The 22,669-nt window shown below is 42.2% G+C and carries 23 protein-coding genes; 12 read left to right on the top strand and 11 right to left on the bottom strand.

From position 1 onward, the window contains the following. Positions 1-2: 2 nt before the first annotated feature. From QWZ17_RS08950 to QWZ17_RS08925, 6 genes are all read right to left on the bottom strand, one after another. Positions 3-740, bottom strand: coding sequence for a proteasome-type protease (locus tag QWZ17_RS08950; RefSeq protein ID WP_290304819.1), 738 nt, complete (start codon positions 738-740; stop codon positions 3-5). 237 nt (positions 741-977) lie between these two features. Further along, positions 978-1,907, bottom strand: coding sequence for a bestrophin family protein (locus tag QWZ17_RS08945; RefSeq protein ID WP_290304818.1), 930 nt, complete (start codon positions 1,905-1,907; stop codon positions 978-980). Between the two features lie 20 nt (positions 1,908-1,927). Next, positions 1,928-2,407, bottom strand: a complete 480-nt coding sequence (locus QWZ17_RS08940; RefSeq protein ID WP_290304817.1) for a hypothetical protein — start codon at positions 2,405-2,407, stop codon at positions 1,928-1,930. A 104-nt stretch (positions 2,408-2,511) separates the two neighbouring features. Then, on the bottom strand, positions 2,512-3,870 hold the full coding sequence (locus QWZ17_RS08935; protein ID WP_290304816.1) for a sensor histidine kinase: 1,359 nt from the start codon (positions 3,868-3,870) through the stop codon (positions 2,512-2,514). Then, positions 3,854-4,546 (bottom strand): response regulator transcription factor, encoded by a 693-nt coding sequence (locus QWZ17_RS08930; RefSeq protein WP_290304815.1) that lies wholly within the window; start codon positions 4,544-4,546, stop codon positions 3,854-3,856. The genes QWZ17_RS08935 and QWZ17_RS08930 overlap by 17 nt, the downstream gene beginning before the upstream one ends. Positions 4,547-4,740: 194 nt before the next feature. Next, positions 4,741-5,496: a YdcF family protein gene (locus QWZ17_RS08925; protein WP_290304814.1), complete on the bottom strand. Its 756-nt coding sequence runs from the start codon at positions 5,494-5,496 to the stop codon at positions 4,741-4,743. A gap of 119 nt (positions 5,497-5,615) precedes the next feature. Here QWZ17_RS08925 and QWZ17_RS08920 point away from each other — a divergent pair, with 119 nt between their 5' ends. From QWZ17_RS08920 to QWZ17_RS08900, 5 genes are all read left to right on the top strand, one after another. Then, complete coding sequence (locus QWZ17_RS08920; RefSeq protein ID WP_290304813.1) at positions 5,616-5,825, top strand: YtxH domain-containing protein; 210 nt, start codon at positions 5,616-5,618, stop codon at positions 5,823-5,825. A gap of 36 nt (positions 5,826-5,861) precedes the next feature. Beyond that, on the top strand, positions 5,862-6,416 hold the full coding sequence (locus tag QWZ17_RS08915) for an arylesterase (RefSeq protein ID WP_290304812.1): 555 nt from the start codon (positions 5,862-5,864) through the stop codon (positions 6,414-6,416). A gap of 145 nt (positions 6,417-6,561) precedes the next feature. Next, positions 6,562-9,228, top strand: coding sequence for an alpha-L-rhamnosidase (locus QWZ17_RS08910; RefSeq protein WP_290304811.1), 2,667 nt, complete (start codon positions 6,562-6,564; stop codon positions 9,226-9,228). Between the two features lie 132 nt (positions 9,229-9,360). Continuing rightward, positions 9,361-10,005, top strand: coding sequence for an START domain-containing protein (locus QWZ17_RS08905; RefSeq protein WP_290304810.1), 645 nt, complete (start codon positions 9,361-9,363; stop codon positions 10,003-10,005). A 48-nt stretch (positions 10,006-10,053) separates the two neighbouring features. Further along, complete coding sequence (locus QWZ17_RS08900; RefSeq protein WP_290304809.1) at positions 10,054-10,698, top strand: START domain-containing protein; 645 nt, start codon at positions 10,054-10,056, stop codon at positions 10,696-10,698. Between the two features lie 189 nt (positions 10,699-10,887). Here the strand turns inward: QWZ17_RS08900 and QWZ17_RS08895 are convergent, their stop codons facing one another. Then, positions 10,888-11,919 (bottom strand): sterol desaturase family protein, encoded by a 1,032-nt coding sequence (locus tag QWZ17_RS08895; protein ID WP_290304808.1) that lies wholly within the window; start codon positions 11,917-11,919, stop codon positions 10,888-10,890. A 147-nt stretch (positions 11,920-12,066) separates the two neighbouring features. Here QWZ17_RS08895 and QWZ17_RS08890 point away from each other — a divergent pair, with 147 nt between their 5' ends. Continuing rightward, positions 12,067-12,324: a hypothetical protein gene (locus tag QWZ17_RS08890; RefSeq protein ID WP_290304807.1), complete on the top strand. Its 258-nt coding sequence runs from the start codon at positions 12,067-12,069 to the stop codon at positions 12,322-12,324. Positions 12,325-12,332: 8 nt separating this feature from the next. Here the strand turns inward: QWZ17_RS08890 and QWZ17_RS08885 are convergent, their stop codons facing one another. The 3 genes from QWZ17_RS08885 to QWZ17_RS08875 form a co-directional block, all read right to left on the bottom strand. After that, positions 12,333-13,493: an MFS transporter gene (locus QWZ17_RS08885; RefSeq protein WP_290304806.1), complete on the bottom strand. Its 1,161-nt coding sequence runs from the start codon at positions 13,491-13,493 to the stop codon at positions 12,333-12,335. Between the two features lie 177 nt (positions 13,494-13,670). Next, a complete protein-coding gene (locus tag QWZ17_RS08880; protein ID WP_290304805.1) occupies positions 13,671-14,303 on the bottom strand; it encodes a hypothetical protein in 633 nt (210 codons plus the stop codon). Positions 14,304-14,512: 209 nt separating this feature from the next. Continuing rightward, entirely contained in the window at positions 14,513-15,223 is a 711-nt protein-coding gene (locus QWZ17_RS08875) for a DsbA family oxidoreductase (RefSeq protein ID WP_290304804.1), read from the bottom strand. Between the two features lie 331 nt (positions 15,224-15,554). Here QWZ17_RS08875 and QWZ17_RS08870 point away from each other — a divergent pair, with 331 nt between their 5' ends. Together QWZ17_RS08870 and QWZ17_RS08865 are read left to right on the top strand one after the other, a co-directional pair. Next, positions 15,555-16,133: a carboxymuconolactone decarboxylase family protein gene (locus tag QWZ17_RS08870; RefSeq protein WP_290304803.1), complete on the top strand. Its 579-nt coding sequence runs from the start codon at positions 15,555-15,557 to the stop codon at positions 16,131-16,133. Next, the gene (locus QWZ17_RS08865) at positions 16,134-17,369 is read left to right on the top strand and encodes a DUF3179 domain-containing (seleno)protein (RefSeq protein ID WP_290304802.1); all 1,236 of its coding nucleotides are present in this window, start codon (positions 16,134-16,136) and stop codon (positions 17,367-17,369) included. Positions 17,370-17,375: 6 nt separating this feature from the next. Here QWZ17_RS08865 and QWZ17_RS08860 read toward each other — a convergent pair whose 3' ends face one another. Further along, positions 17,376-17,675, bottom strand: coding sequence for a hypothetical protein (locus QWZ17_RS08860; RefSeq protein WP_290304801.1), 300 nt, complete (start codon positions 17,673-17,675; stop codon positions 17,376-17,378). Positions 17,676-17,910: 235 nt separating this feature from the next. Here QWZ17_RS08860 and QWZ17_RS08855 point away from each other — a divergent pair, with 235 nt between their 5' ends. From QWZ17_RS08855 to lysA, 4 genes are all read left to right on the top strand, one after another. Beyond that, positions 17,911-18,273: a hypothetical protein gene (locus QWZ17_RS08855; RefSeq protein WP_290304800.1), complete on the top strand. Its 363-nt coding sequence runs from the start codon at positions 17,911-17,913 to the stop codon at positions 18,271-18,273. Positions 18,274-18,432: 159 nt separating this feature from the next. Further along, complete coding sequence (locus QWZ17_RS08850; RefSeq protein WP_290304799.1) at positions 18,433-19,722, top strand: DUF885 domain-containing protein; 1,290 nt, start codon at positions 18,433-18,435, stop codon at positions 19,720-19,722. A gap of 337 nt (positions 19,723-20,059) precedes the next feature. Beyond that, a complete protein-coding gene (locus QWZ17_RS08845) occupies positions 20,060-21,370 on the top strand; it encodes an aspartate kinase (protein ID WP_290304798.1) in 1,311 nt (436 codons plus the stop codon). Positions 21,371-21,463: 93 nt separating this feature from the next. After that, on the top strand, positions 21,464-22,669 hold the full coding sequence (lysA, locus tag QWZ17_RS08840) for a diaminopimelate decarboxylase (protein ID WP_290304796.1): 1,206 nt from the start codon (positions 21,464-21,466) through the stop codon (positions 22,667-22,669).

Here is a 22,669-nt window from a genome sequence, read left to right as displayed (position 1 = left end):
GCTCAGCTTCCGGTTTTAGTTTGTTCTAATTTATTAAATGTTGCATCCATCCAGTCTTCAGAAATATGCTCCAGGGCCAGTTTTAGTTCCTCGGCCCATTGGGTCGAGATATATTCCAGGTCTTTCTTTTCGTAACGCTGCTGCACAATATCAAAGCTGTCCTTTTTATACACAGCCACATCTATTGGGAAATCCACATTGTTTGAACTCACCCGTGTGGAATCGAACGAAAGGAAGCCCGTTTTCAGCGCCAATCTCAAACTCGTGTCCTCGGTAAGTATGCGGTTTAATATTGCCTTACCATGACCCGAATTACCTATCACGGTGTATGGCGCGCCTTGGCCCAGTTCAACCCAGTTACCTTCGGGATAAAGGAGGAACAGTTTGTGTTCCTCGTCGTCCTTTAATTGTCCGCCTATAATCGTATTCAAGTCGAATTTAAAACCGGCTGCCTCTAACGAGGCCCTATCTTCTTTAGCCGCCCTTTTTATCTGTTCGCCAAAAGCGTTAACTGCCTTGTATAGCTTATTAAATTCGGTAGTTTCAAGCAGTTCCTTAAAATAGATCACCGCTTTATCCCTTACCGACCGTAAGCCACTGGTCATGATAAAAAGCGAAAAATTGTCTTTTTGTTCTATGGTGATCTTCTTTTTTACGGTAGTATCCGTACCCGAAGTAATGCGTGTATCGGCAATGGCTAACAAGCCTTCTTTAACCTTAATCCCCAGGCAATAAGTCATTTTTGTAATATAAGTTTCCCGATAGCCAAAGTAGTTAAAAAGAGGCAAGAATCAAGAGTCAAGAATCAAGATAAAAATTGGGAAATAAGTAGAGTCAAGAATTAAGAGTCAAGAATCAAGATGAAAAACTAAGTAAGTTAAAAAAAACGCGCCATTGCGGGATACGAAGCAATGACGCGTTTTTTTATGAAGAGGCAATTTCTGTCTTGACTCTTGATTCTTAACTCTTGACTCTTTTTACAATATATAAAACGTCGCTTGTTTTTGCGGCTGATTTTGTACCATGTCCATTTCGCCTGGCAACTCATCTTTCATCATCTGTTTCAGATTTTTTTCAATGTTGCGGCTGATGGTGGTTGTTGGTGTATCGGTTGGCATGTTTTCAAATGGGTCCTGCAGGTGAATAGCCATCTTTTCTATCAGGAAAAATGCTGATGAAATAGCAATCACCAAGGGCACCTGTAAAATACCGAAGAACTCTATTAAACTAAATGGCAACAGCAGTACAAAAAACAGTACCAAATAATGAATGTACACGCTGTAGGTTGACGGGAAAACTGTGTTTTTAATACGCTCGCAGCCGCCCATAAAATTCATAAAGTTGGTTAATGTACCATCAAGTGTTACCTGTTGATATTCATTGATCCAACCGAGTTTATATAGGGTACGAAGGTCATGACCTTGCATTTCGTTAATGGCTAAAGGAGCGTTGCCTGCTTTTTTTAATGCTTTAGCGTCTTCTTCACTTAAATAAGCGTCAAGATTGTCTTTAGCGTTTTGGCCGCGCAGGTGACAGCTTAAGCTGTAGCACCAGGCCATTTGTCGCCTTATCATGCGTTCTTTCAGGGCACGTTTTTGTTCGCCGTCTTGGCTGCTATCTACAAAGGTTAGTATTTGACGGGTAAGCGTGCGACAGTCGTTTACAATGCCGCCCCAAAGTATCCGGGCTTCCCACCATCTGTCATAAGCCTGGTTTGAGCGGAAGGCCAGCAGTAGCGATATAATGGTACCCAATATGGTTGATACGGTTAGCGGGATAGACATCGCCTTAAAATTATAAAACTGATGAACGAAATAAATTGTGGCCGAGTAAATGGCGGTTAAAATAAGCTCCTTTTTTATTTTGCCAAATACATAGCTTACCGGGATATTTTCTTTTAGTAACATAGATGTCGATTTTTTAATGATTATTGATGTTCTGTTAATTCCGGCTCGTTTACCACAATGGTGGCTGCTGTGCCTTTGATTTTCGGCTTGGTTATTACCTGTAATCCGCTTTTTTCGATAAGTATTTCCGGGTCGATGCTGTTTTTAAAAAGCAATTGATAATTGTCATGCGGTTTCACAATGGCATCAATTTCATTGGCTTCTAAAAAATTATTGAATACGGCTACCGTACTGCCATAAAAAAAGGTGATCGCGATGTTGTTAATAAGGTGATTATGCTTGGTTTCAATCTCGCGGCACCGTTTGTAAAAGTTATCGGGTATTTGCCGGTACTCTACATTTCGGCGCGATAGCATGAGCAGTTCGCTGATGGAATCTGTTATTTTAAGCATATGTACCAGCACAACGCGTACCTTTTGCGGATAAAATTGCCGGGCAAGCTCCGGAATATCCTGGATAGATTGCTGGGTAAAATCGGTAGGGATTAATAGCGTTTTCATAGATATTTTAATTAATGGTAAAACCTTGTGTTATTTTGTTGATACAAGGTTAGCGCCCAATAATTAGGAGGATCTAAGAAAGTTATTAGAAATTGATTAGAGTTTTATCCCAAGGGTAAAAACACCTTAATTTCGGTGCCGCTGCCTACTTCGGAGCTTATACCAAGGCTGCCTTTGTGCAACCGGATGATGTTAAGGGTTAAGGGTAGGCCAACGCCATGCCCTTCAAAATCGTGCGTGTTTGATGCCCTGAAAAAGGGTTCAAAAATATGCTGAAGTTCTGTTTTAGGAATGCCGATCCCCTGATCTTTTATCGCGATAATGATCTTTTTATTTTCGGTAGATAGCCCCACTCTAACCATTTTATTGTTGGAATATTTACAGGCATTGCTAATGATGTTGCTGATGGCCAATCGTAATAAATTACCGTTACCTTTTACAAGCAATAGGTTTTCATCCTCGGGGATGTTTTCAAAATCGATGGAGATCTCACTTTCGGGAATTACTTTTTTAACGGCTTCAGATGCTGTTAATAAAAGCTCATCTATGCGGATGCTTTCCCAGTTTTGCCGTTTGCCATCAAAGCCCGATTGTGCCAGGGTAAGCAGGCTATTGATCATCAACCTTAACTTTTCCGATTCGGAGTAAACCGTATTTAATACCTGCCGTTGCTGCGGGTCTATGTTTTGCTTATTCAAAACCAGTTCAAGTTCGCTGCTGATTACCGTGAGGGGGGTACGCAGTTCATGCGATGCATTGCTTACAAAATTGTTTTGGGTTTCAAACGCGGTTTCAAGGCGGTTAAGCATATCGTTAAAGGTGAGCGATAGTTCGGCTATTTCATCTTTGCCGCTTAGCTCATCCAGCCTGAAATGCAGGTTATTGGCAGTGATATTTTTTACATTGTTGATAATGCGCCGCACGGGCTGAAAGGTATAAAATGAAAAAATCTTCCCAATAAAATACACCAACACCATCGCCAGTAAAAAGCCGTAGATCAAAATTTTCTGCAATTCCTGCAGTTCCTCAAACCCGGCCGGGTTTGAGGCTGATACGATGACAATTGATTTTGTATCGCCTTTTTTGAAAAGGGAGCCGGCAAAAAAAGTATTGCCGTTTTTAAAATGCGCATGCCCTGTTAATATAATATCGCGTATAAAATCATCGTCTGCTTTTATATCCGCGGGTATCCGGGCTTTGCCATCTTTATCTACCGCAAAAACGTACTCTTTTTCTTCGTCCAGTTTTTCAAGATATTTATTCCTTACCTGGAGCGTATGCTCACTTTTGGCATCGGGAAATAAGTTTACTTCCGCATAAATGTTTACCCTGGCCTCCAGGCGTTTGTAAAAATCATCAAAGCTGAATTTGTGGGCAAAGTAAAATATAGAAGCGCTTAGCAATACCAAAATACCACCAGATAGCAGCAGGAACAGCAGCGTAATTTTACTTTGTATCTTCATCGCCCTCTTTCATCATATAGCCCATCCCAAAAACAGTATGTATTACTTTGGGGCTGCCATTCTTTTCCAGTTTTTTACGAAGATAGTTCACATACACATCTACCACGTTGGTGCCCATGTTAAAATCAATATCCCAAACGCTTTCTAAAATCTGGATGCGCGATAGCACCTTTTTCTGATTGCGGATAAAATACTCCAACAGGCGATATTCAGTAGCGGTGAGTTTCAATGGTTCATGATCCTGGTAAGCAATTTTCGATTCGGTATCTACCTTCAGGTTATTGATGGTAAAAATAGTACCGCCTGGGTTTTCAAGTCCGCTGCGGCGCAACAGGGTGCGCAGCCGGGCGGCCAGTTCGGCTATTTTAAAGGGTTTGGCCAAATAATCGTCGGCACCGCTATCCAATCCGTTTACAATGTTTTCGGTGGAGTCGAGCGCAGTAAGCATAATAATAGGCACTGTTTTGTTGTGTTGCCTTATGTTTTTGCAAACCTGAACGCCATCCATCAGCGGCAGCATAATATCTAAAATAATGAGATCAAAATTGTTGTTGAGTGCCATTTGCAGGCCGTTAACACCGTTTGAGGCTATACTCACGTCAAAGCCGTTTTCGGTTAGTCCTCGCTTAATTACCGATGCTATATTCGGCTCATCCTCTACCAACAATATTCCCATATGCTACATTTTTCGCGGTTATAAACTCTGATGGCTGCCAAAGTAAAAAAAATGGACAAGCTTTGTAGCACATAACTCTGCGCAGTGCATTAAGTTTTTAAACAATTAAGGAACATACAGCTGGCAATAAACACAGCTGCTTCAAAAAAACAACAAACCCGGCGGGACGGCGATAACATCCGGGCTTTAAAAGTTTAGCCCTTGCCTGTTATTTTATTAACAATTACACCAATAATTTCTTTGATGTAGATATTCCAACCGCCCAGTACATCTGCGCTGGGTACAAAGTCTGCAAATGAAAAACTTTTATCGCCAGCTACATAGTTGCAGGAGTAAGGAATTACTTCAACGCCCTGCTTTCTAAAAATCTGCAATGAACGGCGCATATGAAAAGCTGATGTTACCAGCAAATAAGGTCCTTTTTGGTGTTCTTTAACTAATAGCTGTTTGCTGTATGAGGCATTTTCGCGGGTGTTACGCGATTGATTTTCTATCAGGATGCAGCTATCGGGTACTTGTAAAATTGTTAGCTGCGATTTTGCCCAATCAGCTTCTTTGAAACCATCGGCAAACAGGTTGCCATTACCGCTTGATATCAGAATTTTTTTAACTACGCCAGTTTTTTGCAACATAACGCCCTGTATAAATCTATCTGCCGCCCAGTTAAATGAGCCTTTGCCGTTTTTATCATCGCCAGAAAAACCGCCTAATACTATTGCTGCACTGTAAGTTTTATTGGGTTGGAGTGTTTCGGGCGCCACATCCCACGCTCGGGCCAGTAAATTCAGCAATAATGGGGTTGAAAATATCCAGAGTATTATAAATCCCGCAAGCAGGCATTTGCGTTTCCATTTGGGTTTGTTTAAAAATATCCCTAAGGCCAATAAAACAAAGGCGTACAGGAAAGGGCAAATTAAAAACGCGAGTACTTTCGACAGGATAAAAAACATAGTATCAGTAAAAATAGATAAAACATTAAACTTTTTAACTCCGCATTACTCTTAACTTGTAGATGCGTAACAAACTGGCATCATGATTGTCATATAAACAATAAATTAAACAGTAAAATATGGGCTTTATAAAAACACTTGCCATTGGCGCAGCAGTTGCCTACGGTATAAACTATGTTACCAAAAAGGGACCTGATGGTAAATCCATCATTGATAACCTTGCCGATGAAGCTCCCGAATGGATGGAACGCGCCAAAAAATATGGCGAGCTTACCTTAGAGCAAATTGCCGTACGTGCACAAAACTACAGGGATAATAACAGGTTTTAATTTTAAAACCACACCTTACATCTCTGCTTTTAAACTATGCAGAATATACTTTTTTTTGGCGATAGCCTCACAGCAGGGTATGGTTTAGGCGATCATAGGTCCCAATCATTCCCTGCTTTAATACAACAAAAGATTGACGCCCTTGGCTTGCCTTATCACTGCATCAACGGCGGGCTTAGCGGCGATACTACATCGGGCGGACTCATGCGACTGGATTACTGGATGAACCGCCCGTTGCATGTTTTTGTGCTGGAACTGGGCGTTAATGATATCATCAGGGGCATTTCGCCACAAACCACCGCTCAAAACTTACAAACTATTATTGATAGGGTAAAACTTAAATACCCAGGCATTAAATTGCTGATGATGGGTATGGAAGTGCCTTTATTTATTCCCGGTGTTTTTGCCGCCAATTTTAAGGCCATTTTCAGAAAGCTGGCCGATGCTAATCAAATGGCCTGTGTGCCTTTTTACCTGGATGGAGTAGCTGGTATGCCACATTTGAATTTGCCGGATATGCTGCACCCCAATGCCGCCGGCTACCGGGTTATGGCCGAAAAAATTTGGCCGGTGTTGAAGCAGTTATTGTAAAACTCTTATCAAGGTACCTTTGCGGTAGTTTGTCTTTAACTTCAGGACAGTACAGGATGCCCATATCCGCTCATCCGGTTAATATTGTGTTTGAGAAGAATTACCAGGCATTTGCTACATTTATCCATCCAAACACTTTCCATACATGAAACATCCTTTATGTAAGCTTTCGCTTTACATCATTTTGCTGTTTAATATTGTTCAACAATCCCGTGCTGCCGGGCCTGCCCAAGCAGTAGCCTTAAAGTGCGAATACCTGGTAACTCCCATTGGTATTGATGCTAAACACCCGCGCCTAACCTGGCAAATGGCCAATGCCAACCAAGGCGCGGCACAATCAGCCTACCAGGTTTTTGTAGGTACCGATTCTTTGGCGGTAAGCCAGGGGAAAGGTGGCAACTGGATGACCGCCAAAACAACATCGGCATTAAACTTAATTACTTATAACGGCAAGGCTTTGCAACCGTTTACCAAATATTATTGGCGCGTACAATTATGGGATGAGGCCGGTAAAAAGCTCGCCCCATCGGCGGTAACCAGCTTTGAAACCGGGATGATGGAAATGCGTAATTGGAAAGGTTCATGGATTAGCGATGGTAAGGGAATTGCCACGCAGGCTGCGCCATACTTCAGGCACGATTTTAAGATAGCTAAAACCATCAAATCGGCAAGGGCTTATATCGCTGTTGCCGGTTTATATGAAATGTATATTAACGGCAAAAAAATAGGCAATCACCGCTTAGATCCCATGTACACCCGTTTTGACAGGCGCACGCTATATGTTGCTTATGATGTAACCGCAAACCTCCAAAACGGCAAAAACGCGGTAGGGGTGTTGTTGGGTAATGGCTGGTACAATCACCAAAGTACCGCCGTGTGGTATTTTCACCAGGCACCATGGCGTGGCAGGCCAACCTTTTGTATGGATTTGCGCATTACTTATACCGATGGCACTACCGAAACGGTATCGTCAAACACCGAATGGAAAACAGCTTTTAGTCCGGTAGTATTTAACAGCATTTATACCGCCGAGCATTACGATGCCCGCAGAGAGCAACCAGGATGGAACACGCCTAACTTTGTTGACAGCGCCTGGAAACAGGTGATTAACCGGTCGGCACCATCTGCCAATATTGTGGCGCAAAGCCTGCAGCCTATCCGTAATGTAGAGGAAATTGCTTCTAAAACCATTACTAAATTAGATAACAATCTTTGGGTATTTGATATTGACCGGAATATTTCGGGCGTAAGCCAGATCACAGTTAAAGGCGATTCGGGTACGGTGATCCGCCTTAAGCATGCCGAGCGGTTGAATAAAAACGGGCATGTTGATCAATCCAACATCGACCTGCATTACCGCCCTACGGATGATAAAGACCCTTTCCAAACAGATATATTTATTCTTGGTGGCAAAGGCGAAGAAACCTTTATGCCTAAGTTTAACTACAAAGGCTTTCAATATGTGGAGGTAAGCAGCAGCAAGCCCATTCAACTTACTAAAGAGAGCCTGAAGGCCTATTTTATGCACAGCGATGTGGAGCCGATAGGCGAGGTTAAATCATCAAACCCGACTATTAATCAAATATGGAGCGCTACCAATCATAGCTACCTCAGCAACCTGCAGGGGTACCCTACAGATTGCCCGCAACGTGAAAAAAACGGCTGGACAGGTGATGCCCACATAGCCAGCGAAACAGGGTTGTATAACTTTGACGCCATTACCATTTACGAAAAATGGCTGGCGGATCATCGCGATGAGCAGCAGCCAAACGGTGTGCTGCCATCTATCATTCCAACCGGCGGCTGGGGCTATGAGTGGGGTAATGGCCCCGACTGGACAAGCACCATAGCAATTATCCCATGGAATATTTATTTATTTTATGGCGATAGCAAATTATTAGCTGATAGCTATACCAGTATAGAAAAATATGTTAACCACATCAATGATCTTTACCCATCAGGCTTAACCACCTGGGGCCTTGGTGATTGGGTGCCGGTAAAATCAGTATCGCCGGTTGAGCTAACCTCATCTGTTTACTATTATACTGATGCTAATATTTTGGCCAAAGCCGCTAAAATTTTAGGCAAGCAGGATGATTTTGTAAAATACACTGCCCTGGCCAACAAAATTAAAAACGTCATCAATGCCAAATACCTTAATACGCAAACCGGCATTTATGGCCAGGGCTTACAGACGGAATTGAGCGTGCCGTTGTTTTGGGGCGTAGTGCCGGACCAATTTAAAAGTAAAGTGGCCGCTAACCTTGCTGCACGCGTGGCCGCCGATAACTTTCACCTGGATGTAGGCATCCTGGGTGCTAAAGCTATTTTAAGCGCTTTAAGCGATAACGGATACGCTGATGTGGCGTACAAGGTGGCCTCGCAGGAAACTTTCCCTTCATGGGGCTGGTGGATGGTTAACGGGGCAACTACGCTGTATGAAAACTGGCAGATAGATGCCAAATCTGATATCTCCCTAAACCACATCATGTTTGGCGAAATTGGTGCATGGCTTTTTAAAGGCATAGCCGGTATTCATCCCGATGCGGATAAGGCAGGATTTAAAAACGTTATTTTGGCACCACATTTTGTACCGGGCTTAAATGAGTTTACGGCAACGCACAACGGTCCGCATGGTAAAATTATATCATCATGGCAGCGCACGGCAAGCGGGGTTACCTATAAAGTTACTATCCCGGCAAATTCAACTGCCAGTATCCAGTTACCGGCGGGCAAGGCTTATCTTGGCGGAAAACCCATTGCCAATTTTTACCAGGCAAAAGCGGGCAGTTACGTTTTTGAAGTGAAATAACAGGCAATTGCCATAGCAGTTTCATATTTAATATTTACCAATAAGCAAATGACTTTTGGTTGACAGGCCGGTAATTCACCGGCCTGTTTTTGTATTAGATTTGTTACACCGGATAATATCCCGGCTAACCTTATGTATAAGAAGCTGACTTTTTTGCTACTATTAGTAGCACAGTTTGCATGGGCAAATACAGATAGCAACTGGAACCTGGATAAAGATGATGACGGCATTAGGGTTTATACCCGAAATATTGCCAACTCTAAAGTAAAAGCCATCAAAGTTGAGTGTTATTTGGATGCCACGCCATCGCAACTGGTATCTGTTATTATGGATATCAATAATGAAGACGGATGGGTGTACCATGCAACAGAAAGTCATGTGGTAAAGCAGGTATCGCCTGCCGAGGTTTATTATTACTCGCTGGTAAAAGTTCCATGGCCGGTAAAAAACCGCGATTTTATTGCGCATATTAAAGTATCACAAAATCCGGCCACTAAGGTAATTACTGTTGATGCGCCATGTGTAGCAGATATGGTGCCGCGCAAATCCGGCATAGTGCGTATCGAGGAGTCGACAGGGCAGTGGATAATTACGCCTGCGGATGGCGGCAGGGTTAAAGTTTCTTACACGTTGCATTCAGATCCGGGAGGCGACGTACCGGCCTGGTTAACTAATATGTTTATTGCGCAAGGCCCTATGGAAAGCTTTAAAAAGCTAAAAGTGCAGTTGCAGAAGCCTGTTTATAAAAACGCCAAATTGAGCTATATTGTAGATTAACGCATTCGCTGCTTTAATTTTTGATGATAATCCTGCTGCTCCTGTTATATGTACAAAAAGTTAACCTTGTTTTTTACCCTGATTGTGAATTTTGCCTTCGCGCAAGCGGGCGACGACTGGAAATTAAAGAGCGACAATGATGGCGTCAAAATTTTTACCCGCAGCGTTGCCGATTCAAAAATTAAAGCCATTAAAGTAGAGTGCGTGTTAAATGCCACCCCAACGCAATTGGTGGCCGTATTGCTGGATGTTAAAAACAGCGAGGACTGGCTGTACCACACCTCATCAAACTACATTGTAAAACAGGTATCTCCTGCCGAATTATATTATTACTCCAAAGTAGAAGTTCCCTGGCCCGTAAGCGACCGCGATTTTATAGCCCACATTAAAGTAACCCAGGATGTCACCACTAAAGTAATTACGGTTTACGCCCCCTGTGTAGCCGATATGGTACCTGTAAAACCCGGTATAGTACGCGTTGCCGATTCAAATGGAAAGTGGGTGTTAACGCCAGAAGCCAATGGAAAAGTAAAAGTGTTGTATACCCTTCACGCCGATCCCGGTGGTAGTATCCCCGCCTGGCTCAGTAACATGTTTGTAACCCAGGGCCCGGCCGAAAGCTTCAAAAAATTAAAGCTGCAACTGCAAAAGCCGGCTTATAAGAATGTGAAGCTGCCGTTTATTGTGGATTGAGGGGGCGATTATTATATATCGTCTAATAAATATCACAGAAAAAAATAACGTCATTGCGAGGTACGAAGCAATCTCCAAACTATACAGGGCGACCTTCAATGCCGATTTGAATGTGTAGAGATTGCTTAGTACCTCGCAATGACGCTTTTTAGGTTGCCATATAAGTTGGGGCTTTGTACTATAAATTTATCACCCCAATACCTTCTCCTTACCAAGCTTAGCCTGCTTTTTCAATTCCTCAAAATATTTCTTCTTAACCACGGTAGTCATCTTATGATCGCCGGTGTGGCTCCAGCCGGGGGGCATAAAAATATAAAACACTTTGTTTTTGATACCCGGTGCCTTATACACATCTTTTGCAAGGGCTACTATTTCGCCAAAATAAGCATCCAGGAAACTATTTTTAATCATCGGGCGACTAATGCCATACTCAATGGGTATCGTGATATCTTCATTTTGATAAGTGCCGAAAACCCTGTCCCAAATGGGTAACAGGTTACAAAAATTAGTATCCATGTAAGTTACATTGCGGGCATGGTGTACCCGGTGATGCGATGGTGTAAGCAGGATGTTATTTAAAAAGCCAAGCCGGCCGTCTTTAATAGCATTTTCACCAATGTGGATGAAGGTGCCCCAAAAGCCATCAATAAACATAATAACAGCTAACATGGGTGGACTTACCCCAAGCAGGATACAGGTTGTGGTGCGGATAAAATCGGCGTAAGGGGCCTCTAAAAAGAAGTGTGCGAAGCCGATGGATAGGTTCATGGTTTCGGGCGCGTGATGGGTGGAATGCAGGCACCAGAACAGTCGCACTTTGTGGCCAAAATAGTGGTACAGGAAATGGCCAAATTCCCAAACTATATATCCGTAAATAAACCAGTACCAGGTAAAGCTGGTTTTAAAAATGGCATACTTTTCAAACCAGCCTATACATAATATCATCATGCCGATAGATATCACCCGGCCTATAAATGAATTGAGTACAAAGGAAAAAAAGGGCAGTTTGTAATGGATAACCTTAAAGCGTTTATAAAAAGCTCCCCTGATAATTTCCAGCAGCAACAAAAAAGGCATAATAGGGAAAAGCATAGCCTGCACACCCTCGTAGGTGAGTAGCTTGCCATAATCGCCGGTTTTGATGATCTCGGTAAGATTATGCCAGCTGCCCCATCCAAAAAAGCCTTTAAAAAGATCAAGTACGGTATTTAAAAAGTTCATGAGCGAAAATTATAACCGGTTTATATTGGTAATGTACTTATGTATGTACAATGCTAAGGTATAAAATTACTATGGTTAACAGTTTGAAAATCTTATAAAAAATAAAACCAATCCCGCTCTTGATGCTTTTATTAATAAAATAAGATTATGAACGCTTATCAACAAAAATGGCTGGATATACTGCATAGCAGTAACCTGTCGGGATGGAAAATTGAGGCACAGGGGAATGATATTTTAATTGATATGCCCCATATTACCGATCTGAAACTGATTCGCGATAATTTGCCCGAAACACTGGCACTACTGGCCCTGGATATTGAATTACCTAAGGAACGCCTGAAGTTTATGATACATAACGGCTATGAGCAGTTTGATTACCTGCTTAATCCTGGTGTAGTAAATTGAGGGGATGCTTAGGCGTCAAGTTTGGCCTTAGAGGAAACAATCACTACCGATAAACCCATCATAGCTATCAGCACAAATGAAGCCCTTAGCGTAGCTATGCCTGCTATAAAGCCAATTACCGGCGGCCCAACTAAAAAGCCCAGGAAGCCAATGGTTGATACCGCTGCCAGTGCAACACCGGGTTGCATGGTTTTTGATTTGCCCGCGGCGCTGTACACCATAGGTACCACCGATGATACGCCTGCGCCAACTAACAAAAAGCCGGCTATAGCAGTATAAATATATGGGAAAGCTACGGCTATGGCCAGGCCTGTAGCCGTTAATGAGCCACTAACCTGTAAGGTTCTTTTTAAGCCGAAGCGATGAGCAAACCAATCGGCAACGAAACGCCCGCCGGCCATGGTAGCCATAAATGCAGTAAAGCCGATGCCTACCATAGCAGTAGGGGCAAGTACCACCTTTTTAAAGTAAATTACGCTCCAATCAAACATGGCGCCTTCGCATATCATGGAACAAAAGGCGATGATCCCCAATTTAACCAGGGAGCTATCGGGCATTACAAATACGGGGCCTGCATTGGCAACTTTATCGTCTTTTAAATAACGGGCCGCTATCACAACGCCAATAGCAATTACAATCAGCATCAACACAAAATGATGAAAGGGAGTGATATCGTGAGCAATCATGAACGTGCCTATACCCGCGCCTGTAAAACCAGCCAGGCTCCATAAACCGTGAAAAGATGCCAGGATAGGTTTCTGATAAGCTTCTTCGGTAGCTACGGCCTGGGTATTTACAGATATGTTAACCGCGTTGCTACTAAAACCAAAGGCAACCAAACAAATAATAAGCTGAAAAGTATTTTGAGCCAGACCCAAACTCACCAAGGCGGCAGAGTAAACCAATAAAGCGATAATAAGCAAACGGCGACTGCCAATTTTGGTAATGATCCAGCCAGAAAAGGGGAGGGAACACATTAAACCAACTGGCAAAGCAAATAATACCGCGCCTAAAGCGGCATCAGATAAGCCCATGGTTTGCTGCACGGTGGCAATACGCGATGCCCAGCTTGAAAAGCTTAAGCCAGCCATAAAAAACATAGCGCCTACAGCTATGCGTAGCTGTAACCGGGTGTTTACTGATTGTATTTTTATGGGTGTATCTATCATTTTAAACCAACTAAGTGTAAAAAGTACACTTAGTTGTACTGATGCAAATATAAGGCAATTATATAAATAATTACTATGCTAAATCGTTTTTTACTTTGGAATGTGTTTTGATCCTTAAAAAACAAAAGCAGCTGTTTTACAACAGCTGCTAAATAATAATGATTGGTTTGGGTGTATTTATTGCTTTAAGTTAAACGAACCTTTAACGGTATGGCTGGCGAACGAATCATCCATTACCGTGCTGTTAAAAGTGCCCGTTACTGTTCCTTTTACATTTGTTGAATAGGTTAATACAGTGGCTTTTGCCCTGCCGCCCGTGCCGCTTAGGGCTTTACCTCCCGCAGTAATTGAAGTTATAAATATATCAAAAGTGCCCGGTACAGCGCCCATAAATGACATAATAAAAGCGTTGGCTGGATTCTGTGGATTAAGCATGCCTATTTGCACACCACCATTAGGATAAATCGCGCTGGTTTGAGGGTCGCCCGGTTTAAATATCACAAAATTGGTATAAGAATTTAATGTTACAACACTGCCGTTATCAACCTGGTAAATAATAGTTCCGGATGCACCTATGGCAAGGCCGGCCCCATCTTCTGTGCCAGTACCAGTTCCGGTGCCAGTTCCCGTACCAGTGCCAGTCCCAGTTCCGGTGCCAGTCCCAGTTCCGGTGCCAGTGCCAGTTCCGGTTCCAGTGCCAGTTCCGGTAGTTGACGCTCCGGCAGGAAGCACGTCTCCTTCCAGTTTACAGCTGCTCATAGCGGCAGTTAAAAATAATACAGTGAAAATTTTATAGTAAATGTCTTTCATACACACCCTGCTGATTTTAACAGTTTTACGTGCATTAAATATATAATAGTTTCGTGGTATTTAAAAATGTTGAAAACTATTTTATGCGATGATTGTATAGCTTTCGCTTTAAGCAAAAATAGCGCGGACTAAATGATTTACTCACTTAGCCCGCGCTATTAAAGTTCTTGAGGAAATGTGCCGTTAGTTTAGCGTAACAGATTTATCCATTATCCGCAATCGCCATCTGGTGTGCATGATTCACCTTCAATAATAGTGAGTTTTGGCTTATTATTTTCCTGTTGCCATTCGGCGAATGATTTTTCAATAGTTTCCTGGAAAACCGGTACAGCCTGCGCGCCGGATACGCCATATTTGTTGTTCATCACAAAAAACGGTACCCCCCTGATGCCTAAATACTGTGCTTCTGCAATATCATGTTTTACAGCGTCAGCATAAGTATCACTTTCTAAAACCTGTTGTACTTCTGCAGCATCAAGGCCAATAGCTGCGCCAAGTTTTAACAGCGTTTCATTGTCATCAATATTTAAGCCCTGGGTAAAATAGCCGTTAAATAAGGCTTCCTCGGCTTTATCGCCCAATCCGCGTTTTTTGGCAAGGTGACTAAAACGATGTGCCTTAAAACTGTTTGCGACTACTGCCTTGTCAAAATCATAGCTAAGACCAACTTCGGCAGCCATTTGGGTAACATGGTTGTTCATTTGCTCTGCGTAGTCTAAGGTCCATCCTTTAGCATCGGCAAGGTATTGGTTAATGTTGATGGTAGGATCGGTTTTCATATCGGGGTTAAGCTGAAAACTCTTCCACTCAATTTCAACCTCGTCCTTATGCTCAAATTGTTCAAGCGCTTCTTCAAACCTGCGTTTACCTATATAACAAAAGGGGCACATTACGTCGCTCCATATTTCTACTTTCATCATCTTTGTTTTAATTGCTCAACAAATTTAAACTATGAACACCGTAAGGCTGTTGGTTAAAAGTAAAATTTAAGCAGGAGGGCATTTGATTGAGGCGCCGGAAACGTCATCATTAAAATAAATACCCCGGGTAGTTGCATTAGGAAGCTGCCCCAAAATGCCGATTTCAATAATGTCGACTTTAAAAAAGAGATCAAAAGTTTAGAAAACCGTAAAAAACAACAGGTTGCTAAATAAATTTTTACCCTTACAGTTGTTTATTTAATTTTTTAGATAAATTAGGGTCGATTATAAAACCTGTTTTAAACTTATTGGCCGGCCTTAAACCGGGAGAATGTTAACTTTTGATATGCCATACATACCATTAGATGAAAACCTGCCGGGTATTACCGGCTTGTTGAATTATCGGCTGGATACAGCTTTGCCCATAAGGCAGCTTACCCAGATCTTATTGCGCGGCGAATCAACGCTTACCGAAGGTGAGCGTGAGTTGATTGCTACCGTGGTGAGTAATGGTAACCAATGCCGTTTTTGTACCAATGCCCATACCGCCGCGGCGGATGTGCTGCTGGGCGAAACAGAAACCGCTGAAAAAGTGAAAAATGATCCTGAAAACGCGCCGGTGACCGAGAAAATGAAATACCTGTTGGAAATTGCCCGACAAACCCAGGTAAGCGGCAAAAATGTAACGACGGAGCTGGTTGAAAAGGCCAAACAAGCTGGCGCTACAGATCTGGAACTGCATGATACCGTACTTATTGCCGCCCTGTTTAGTTTATATAACCGTTACGTAGATGGCCTGGCCAGCGTAACCCCAACCGAACCTGCATTTTACAACAGGCTTGCCGGCATCCTTAAAACAAATGGTTACCTGCCATCGGCAAACAGGTATGCCGCTTTACAAGCAGTTTAAATGGAGAAATATATACACAGACCCGGGATATTTTGGATTGGAATAATTTTGCTGGTGGTACCTGGCCTGGTACATGCTTACCTGTTGATGCCTTTTCCCGGCAGCCAGGATTTAAATGCCATTACCGTTTGCTACTACTTAGAAAAAATTGTTAACCCCCTGCGCTTAATAGGGCTGATATTTATTGTTTGGTACCTGTATAAATTCTACAATAAAAACACCAAAAGGGGCCGGTGGGTAAAGGCTATTGTGTTTATACTTTGCCTTTGCAGCTTTTACATAACCGATTATATGTACAAAGCCGAAACCATGTTTAAGGAAACCCAGGCTGCCAAATTTGCCAACGGATTAAATAATAAGGTTCCCCTTAACTACCTGGTGGTAGGAGTGGTAAATAATGGCGTGGCCAAAGCCTACCCGGTTATTTATTTAGGTTATCATCATAAAGTACAGGATAACGTTGGCGGGCAGCCTGTTTTGGTAACCTATTGTACCATGTGCCGTACCGGTAGGGTTTACAATCCTGTAGTTAACGGCAAACGGCAAAACTTCAGGCTTGTTGGCGCAAGGCATTACAACGCCATTATTGAGGATGAAAGCACCCGCACCTGGTGGTACCAGGCAACCGGTAACGCGGCTGTAGGCAAACTAAAGGGGCAGCATTTGCAAGAGTTGCCTTATGAGCAGCTAACCCTTGGCGCATGGCTGCAAAAGCACCCAACATCAATGATTATGCAGCCCGATAAACTGTACGCCCCGGATTATGCTGATCTTAAAAATTACGACAGGGTGCAGGCTATCGATAAGGATAGCACCCTTAAAAATAAAGATTCGCTGATCCGTAAAAGCTGGGTTATCGGGGTAATTATCAATGGCCAGGCCAAAGCTTATGATTGGCGGCACATTCACAACAAACGTTTACTTAACGATGAGTTTAACCATAATTCATTACTGATAGGTATTGAAAAAGATAGCTTAAGCTACCATGTTTGGAACACGACCGTAAACGGCAAAACGTTCCACTTTGATTTGAATAAAGATGAGCAGCTTACCGACAAGGAAACTGCCTCTGTGTGGGATTGGGATGGTTTGTGCATAGCGGGTACTCAGAAAGGACAACGCTTGACCAAAGTACAGGCCTACCAGGAATACTGGCATTCATGGAAACACTTTCACCCGGCCACCACATTTTGGAAGGGCGGCCAAATTGAGCCTACCGTTGCCATGATTTATTAAAGCTTATTAGCCTTCAATAACAGCTACAATTTTGCTTACGTCGATGTCACTTAACAGCTCGGCTTCGGGGATGTTGGGGTAATATTTTTTGAGTATTTTCTGGATAAGCAGGTAGCTTTCCATTGATTGAATAGGTGGGTTAGCCAACTCGCTGATGATAGAACCAATCATTTTCAACTTTTTAACCTCGTATTGATTAATCACAAAGTCGGAAGTCTTTTTTTTACGGTTTTGGGTGATCAGGTCATCCAGTTTTTTAATTTCTTCGATCAGATCGATCAGCTTTAGCACTTCCACTTTTTTCATCGCGGTAAAACTACGGAAATTTCAGATATGCAGGTGTTAGATGTGCAGATGTTGGATGTGCAGATATGCAAATTTCAGATGTGCAGATGAATTTTAATTAAAAAAGTATTTATAATTCAATAATTCAATAATTCAATAATTCAATAATTCAATAATTCAATAATTCAATAATTAATATCTCCGTAACTTAAGTTGATAAAAAACGTCTTATCTTAGATATCAATAAAATCACATTATGAAAAGAAAATTATTCACAACTGCGCTATTAGTAAGCTGCTTTATGGTATGCCTTGCGGCAATTGCCGATTTGAACGGAAAATGGGTTGGTAAAGTAGATATTGGCGGTACAGAGTACCCTTTAAGCTACAATTTTAAAGTTGATGGCGATAAGCTAACCGGTACCGCCTTAACTCCCGAAGGTGATGTGCCTTTAACCAATGGTAAAACCGATGGCACTACTTTTTCATTCAGCATTAGCACCAGTGGTATGGATATCCCGCACACCGGTAAATTCTATGGTGATTCAACTACTGTAGATTTAGAAGTTGGTGGTTCAAAATCTCATGCCGTTTTGAAAAGGGCAGAAGAAAAAAAATAGCCGATATCTTTTAAAAGAAAGCCGCATTAACCAGGTGTTTAATGCGGCTTTCTTTTTATAAAATATTGAGGGTTTAATTACAAATACGTAGCCTTTTGTAACATCAGGCTTAAATTGTGATCGAAGCTTATAACCATCGGTAATATCTAATCCCCATTTATGAAAACACTTTTATGCTGCTTTGCTTTTTTAATGCTGTGTTTATTTCCGGCTGTGGGGCAGCAAAAATTTGATACGTTTAGGGATAACTTTGTAAGTGGCTACAACCAGCTAAAATTACCCCAGTTAGAGTTAAGCTATGTAACCGGGCTGGAGCATATTGGCACTACCGCGCAAATTGAACAACAGGATGCCTTTTTTAAGGGGATCAAAACCCAATTATCAAACTATAAGGTTGATCAATTAAGCCCGTCGCAAAAAACGGACTATGCCTTGATAACTTACGAATGCAGGCTTAACCTGGAGCGGATTGCGTTAGAGCAGGAATGGGCAAAGCACAGGCCCGAAAAAATATCAACAGAAGGTATTATCACCATTCCCAATGGTAAAGCATGGTATGCCTATTGGCTAAAACGCTGGGTAAGCGCTGATGTAACCCCGAATGAGATCTACAAATTCGGGCTGGCTGAGGTGCAACGCGTACAGCAAAATATTGAGGCGGTAAGGAAACAAACCGGACTTGATGAGGATACTTTTTACAAACACTTGAATGATCCTGAATTTTTTGAAAGCGACCCCAAAAAAGTACAGGAGGCCTTTGAACATAACAAAACCATAATTTATAGCAATTTACCCAAGCTTTTTAACAATGCCCAAATTCATGAGCTAACCATTAAAGCCGGCGAAAGTAAACAGCTTGCCCAAACGCCAGGTTATTATGATAACAATACCTTTTACTATAACCTGTTTGATAAGCCCTATAACAAACGGATGTATGATTGGTTGTTTATTCATGAGGGTGTGCCTGGCCATCATTACCAGTCAAGTATCGAAAATAACACCAGAATATCTGCGGTACAGCAGTTATTTTATTACATGGGTTTTGCCGAAGGATGGGGCGCTTATACCGAGGAGTTGGGCAAACAATTAGGCGTTTACCAAACACCATATGCTGAACTGGGTAAATGGGAGTGGGATATTGTAAGATCGGTACGGGTACCATTGGATGTTGGGCTAAATTATTACGGCTGGACTGATGAACAGGCGTTGGCCTTTTGGAAAAAAAACATCCGCAACCAGGATGATATTGCCCCGCGCGAGATAGCCCGTATTCGCCGATGGCCGGCACAGGTGGTTACCTACAAATACGGTGCCCTGCAAATATTGCATTGGCGCGAAGAGTTACAACAAAAAGAAGGTAAAAAATTTAACATCAGGGATTTTCATTCCCGCGTGTTAGATCATGGATCGTTGCCTTTGTTTTTGGTGAAACAGAATGTATTTAAATAAAAGACGTAGCCGGTAATTGATAAACCTCAAAAAACGTTTGGTATAGCTGCTTATTTTTTAATATAATACCCAATAACAGGTATTTTATATCTGCATGTATTTAAGCAGCTTTACATAAACCCAAACCTTATCAAATAAACGGAAGTCCCCGGCTGTAATAGCCGGGGCTTGCGTTTGTGTAAGTAATTTACTTGCTTTTATAATTCACCCTCCTTGTAAAACTTTTTGCCCGCTATATCCATTAAATTTTAATTAGCTATAAGCAATTAAAATCCTATTTTTAGCGCCGCAAATAAAGGCACGCGTGGTGCCGGTAATTTGGTTAACAGCAATAGCGATGAAAGTTTTAAAATTTGGTGGTACCTCGGTGGGCAGTCCGGCCCGTATGAAGGCGCTCCTTGACATTATTAATCCGGCGGAAAGGCAAATAGTTGTGCTTTCGGCAGTATCAGGAACCACCAATAGCCTGGTAGAGATTGGACAAGCTTACCTTACCGGCGATAAGAAGAAGGCTATCATCCTCGTTAGTGCTTTAAAGGATAAGTATGAATTATTCATCAAAGAACTATTTGCTGACCCCGAATATTTGCAACAAGGTAAAGGTGTTATTGATTACCATTTTGCGTTGCTAAGCAATATGGCCAATGATTTGTTTACCAGCATTGAAGAAAAAATCGTTTTAGCCCAAGGCGAACTATTATCAACCACTTTATATCACGTTTATTTAAAGGAGATTGGTGTATCATCGGCTTTATTGCCTGCCCTAAGCTTTATGAAAATAGATGAAGATAATGAGCCTATTGTTGACTACATCACCGAAAAAATAACGCCTTTATTAGATAAACAACCCGAGGTTAACCTGTTTATTACCCAGGGCTTTATTTGCCGCAATGCTTTTGGCGAAATCGATAACCTGCGCCGTGGCGGCAGCGATTACACCGCATCATTAATTGGTGCCGGCATCCGCAGCGAAGAAGTACAGATATGGACCGATATAGACGGCATGCACAATAATGATCCACGGATTGTTAAAGGCACACAGCCTATCGCCCAGCTTTCATTTGATGAAGCTGCCGAACTTGCCTATTTTGGTGCCAAAATATTGCATCCGCAAAGCGTATTCCCTGCCCAAAAATATAAAATACCGGTACGCCTGTTAAATACCATGGACCCACAGGCCTTGGGTACTTTAATTACCCATACCAGCGAAAAAGATAAGATCAAATCCATCGCGGCAAAAGATGGTATTACAGCCATCAAGATCCAATCAAGTCGCATGCTTTTAGCTCATGGCTTTTTACGAAAAGTGTTTGAGGTTTTTGAGCGTTATAAAACATCAATAGATATGATCACCACATCGGAGGTGGCTGTTTCATTAACTATTGATGATGTTACTTACTTAGGCGAGATCACTACAGAGCTAAATAAATTCGGCTCGGTTGAGATCGACGTAAACCATACCATTATTTGTGTAGTGGGGGATTTTGGTGCCGAAAAGCATGGTTATGCAGCCCGCGTGTTAGAGGCGGTTAAGCATATCCCGCTAAGAATGATATCTTACGGAGGCAGCGATCACAACTTATCATTACTGGTTAAAACCGATGATAAGGTAGAAACCTTAAGAAGCCTGCATAACAGGTTGTTTTAATTTCGGAATTGAGATTTTCGATTTCGGATTTAAGAAGTCGCTCACTTTCCAGCACTTTTGAATTTTGACTTTTTACTTTTGAATTTACAACGCATGTTCAGCAATCAAACCATAGATAAATTTTCGCAATTAGATACCCCGTTTTATTATTACGATATGGGGGTATTAAACCAAACGTTACAGGCCTGCAGCGATGCATCGCTAAAGCACGGTTTCCATGTGCATTATGCCATGAAGGCCAATTTTAACCCCCGGGTTTTGGATATGATCCAGTCGTTTGGTTTTGGTGCCGATTGCGTTAGTGGTAACGAGGTAAAAGCTGCTATTGAACATGGCTTTGATAAAGGTAAAGTTGTTTTTGCCGGGGTGGGCAAATCAGACAGGGAAATTAACCTGGCCTTGGATGCCGATATTTTCTGTTTCAACGTAGAGTCTGTTCAGGAGCTTGAAATTATCAACGAGCTGGCTGCTGCTAAAGGTAAAAAGGCCAATGTGGCTATCCGCATAAACCCTAATGTTGACGCGCATACGCATCATTTTATAACAACAGGGCTGGATGAAAATAAATTCGGCATTAACATTTGGCAACTGCCGGACGTTGCCGCCATGCTGCGCAAATGCGCCAGTCTGCAATTTTTAGGCATCCACTTCCATATCGGTTCGCAAATTACCGATCTGGAAGTTTATAAAAGCCTTTGCACCCGCATTAACGAAATGCAGGATTGGTTTGAAGATCACGGTTTCCCGGTTAAGGTGTTAAATACAGGCGGTGGTCTTGGGGTTGATTACTATAGCCCAGATACCAACATAGCCGATTTTGAAAACTATTTCCAGGTGTTTAAACAATTCCTGAATGTAAAACCCGGCCAGGAAGTTCATTTTGAACTTGGCAGAGCATTGGTTGCACAAAGCGCTTCTTTGATATCAAGGGTACTGTACGTTAAAAACGGAAAAAAGAAAAATTTCCTGGTATTAGATGCCGGTATGACGGAATTAATTCGACCGATGCTTTATCAGGCTTATCATCAGATAGAGAATATAAGTAGAGAGAGCCAAGAATCAGGAATCAAGAGTCAAGAATCAAGAGTCAAGAATCAAGATGAGGCTGCCACTCACCACTTAAAATACGATATTGTTGGTCCTATTTGCGAGAGTACCGATTGTTTTCAGAAGGATGTGGATATGCCCGAGTCTTTCCGTGGCGACTTGATTGCCGTACGCACGGCGGGTGCATACGGCGAGGTTATGGCTTCGGGTTATAATTTACGCGATAGGGTAGGAAGCGTTTACTCAGAGTAA

Origin of the sequence: Mucilaginibacter flavus (assembly GCF_030409315.1) — a bacterium.
In the GTDB taxonomy this organism is placed as follows: domain Bacteria; phylum Bacteroidota; class Bacteroidia; order Sphingobacteriales; family Sphingobacteriaceae; genus Mucilaginibacter; species Mucilaginibacter flavus.
Note: the sequence above shows the minus strand (reverse complement) of the source record. Positions and strands in the feature narration are given on the sequence as shown.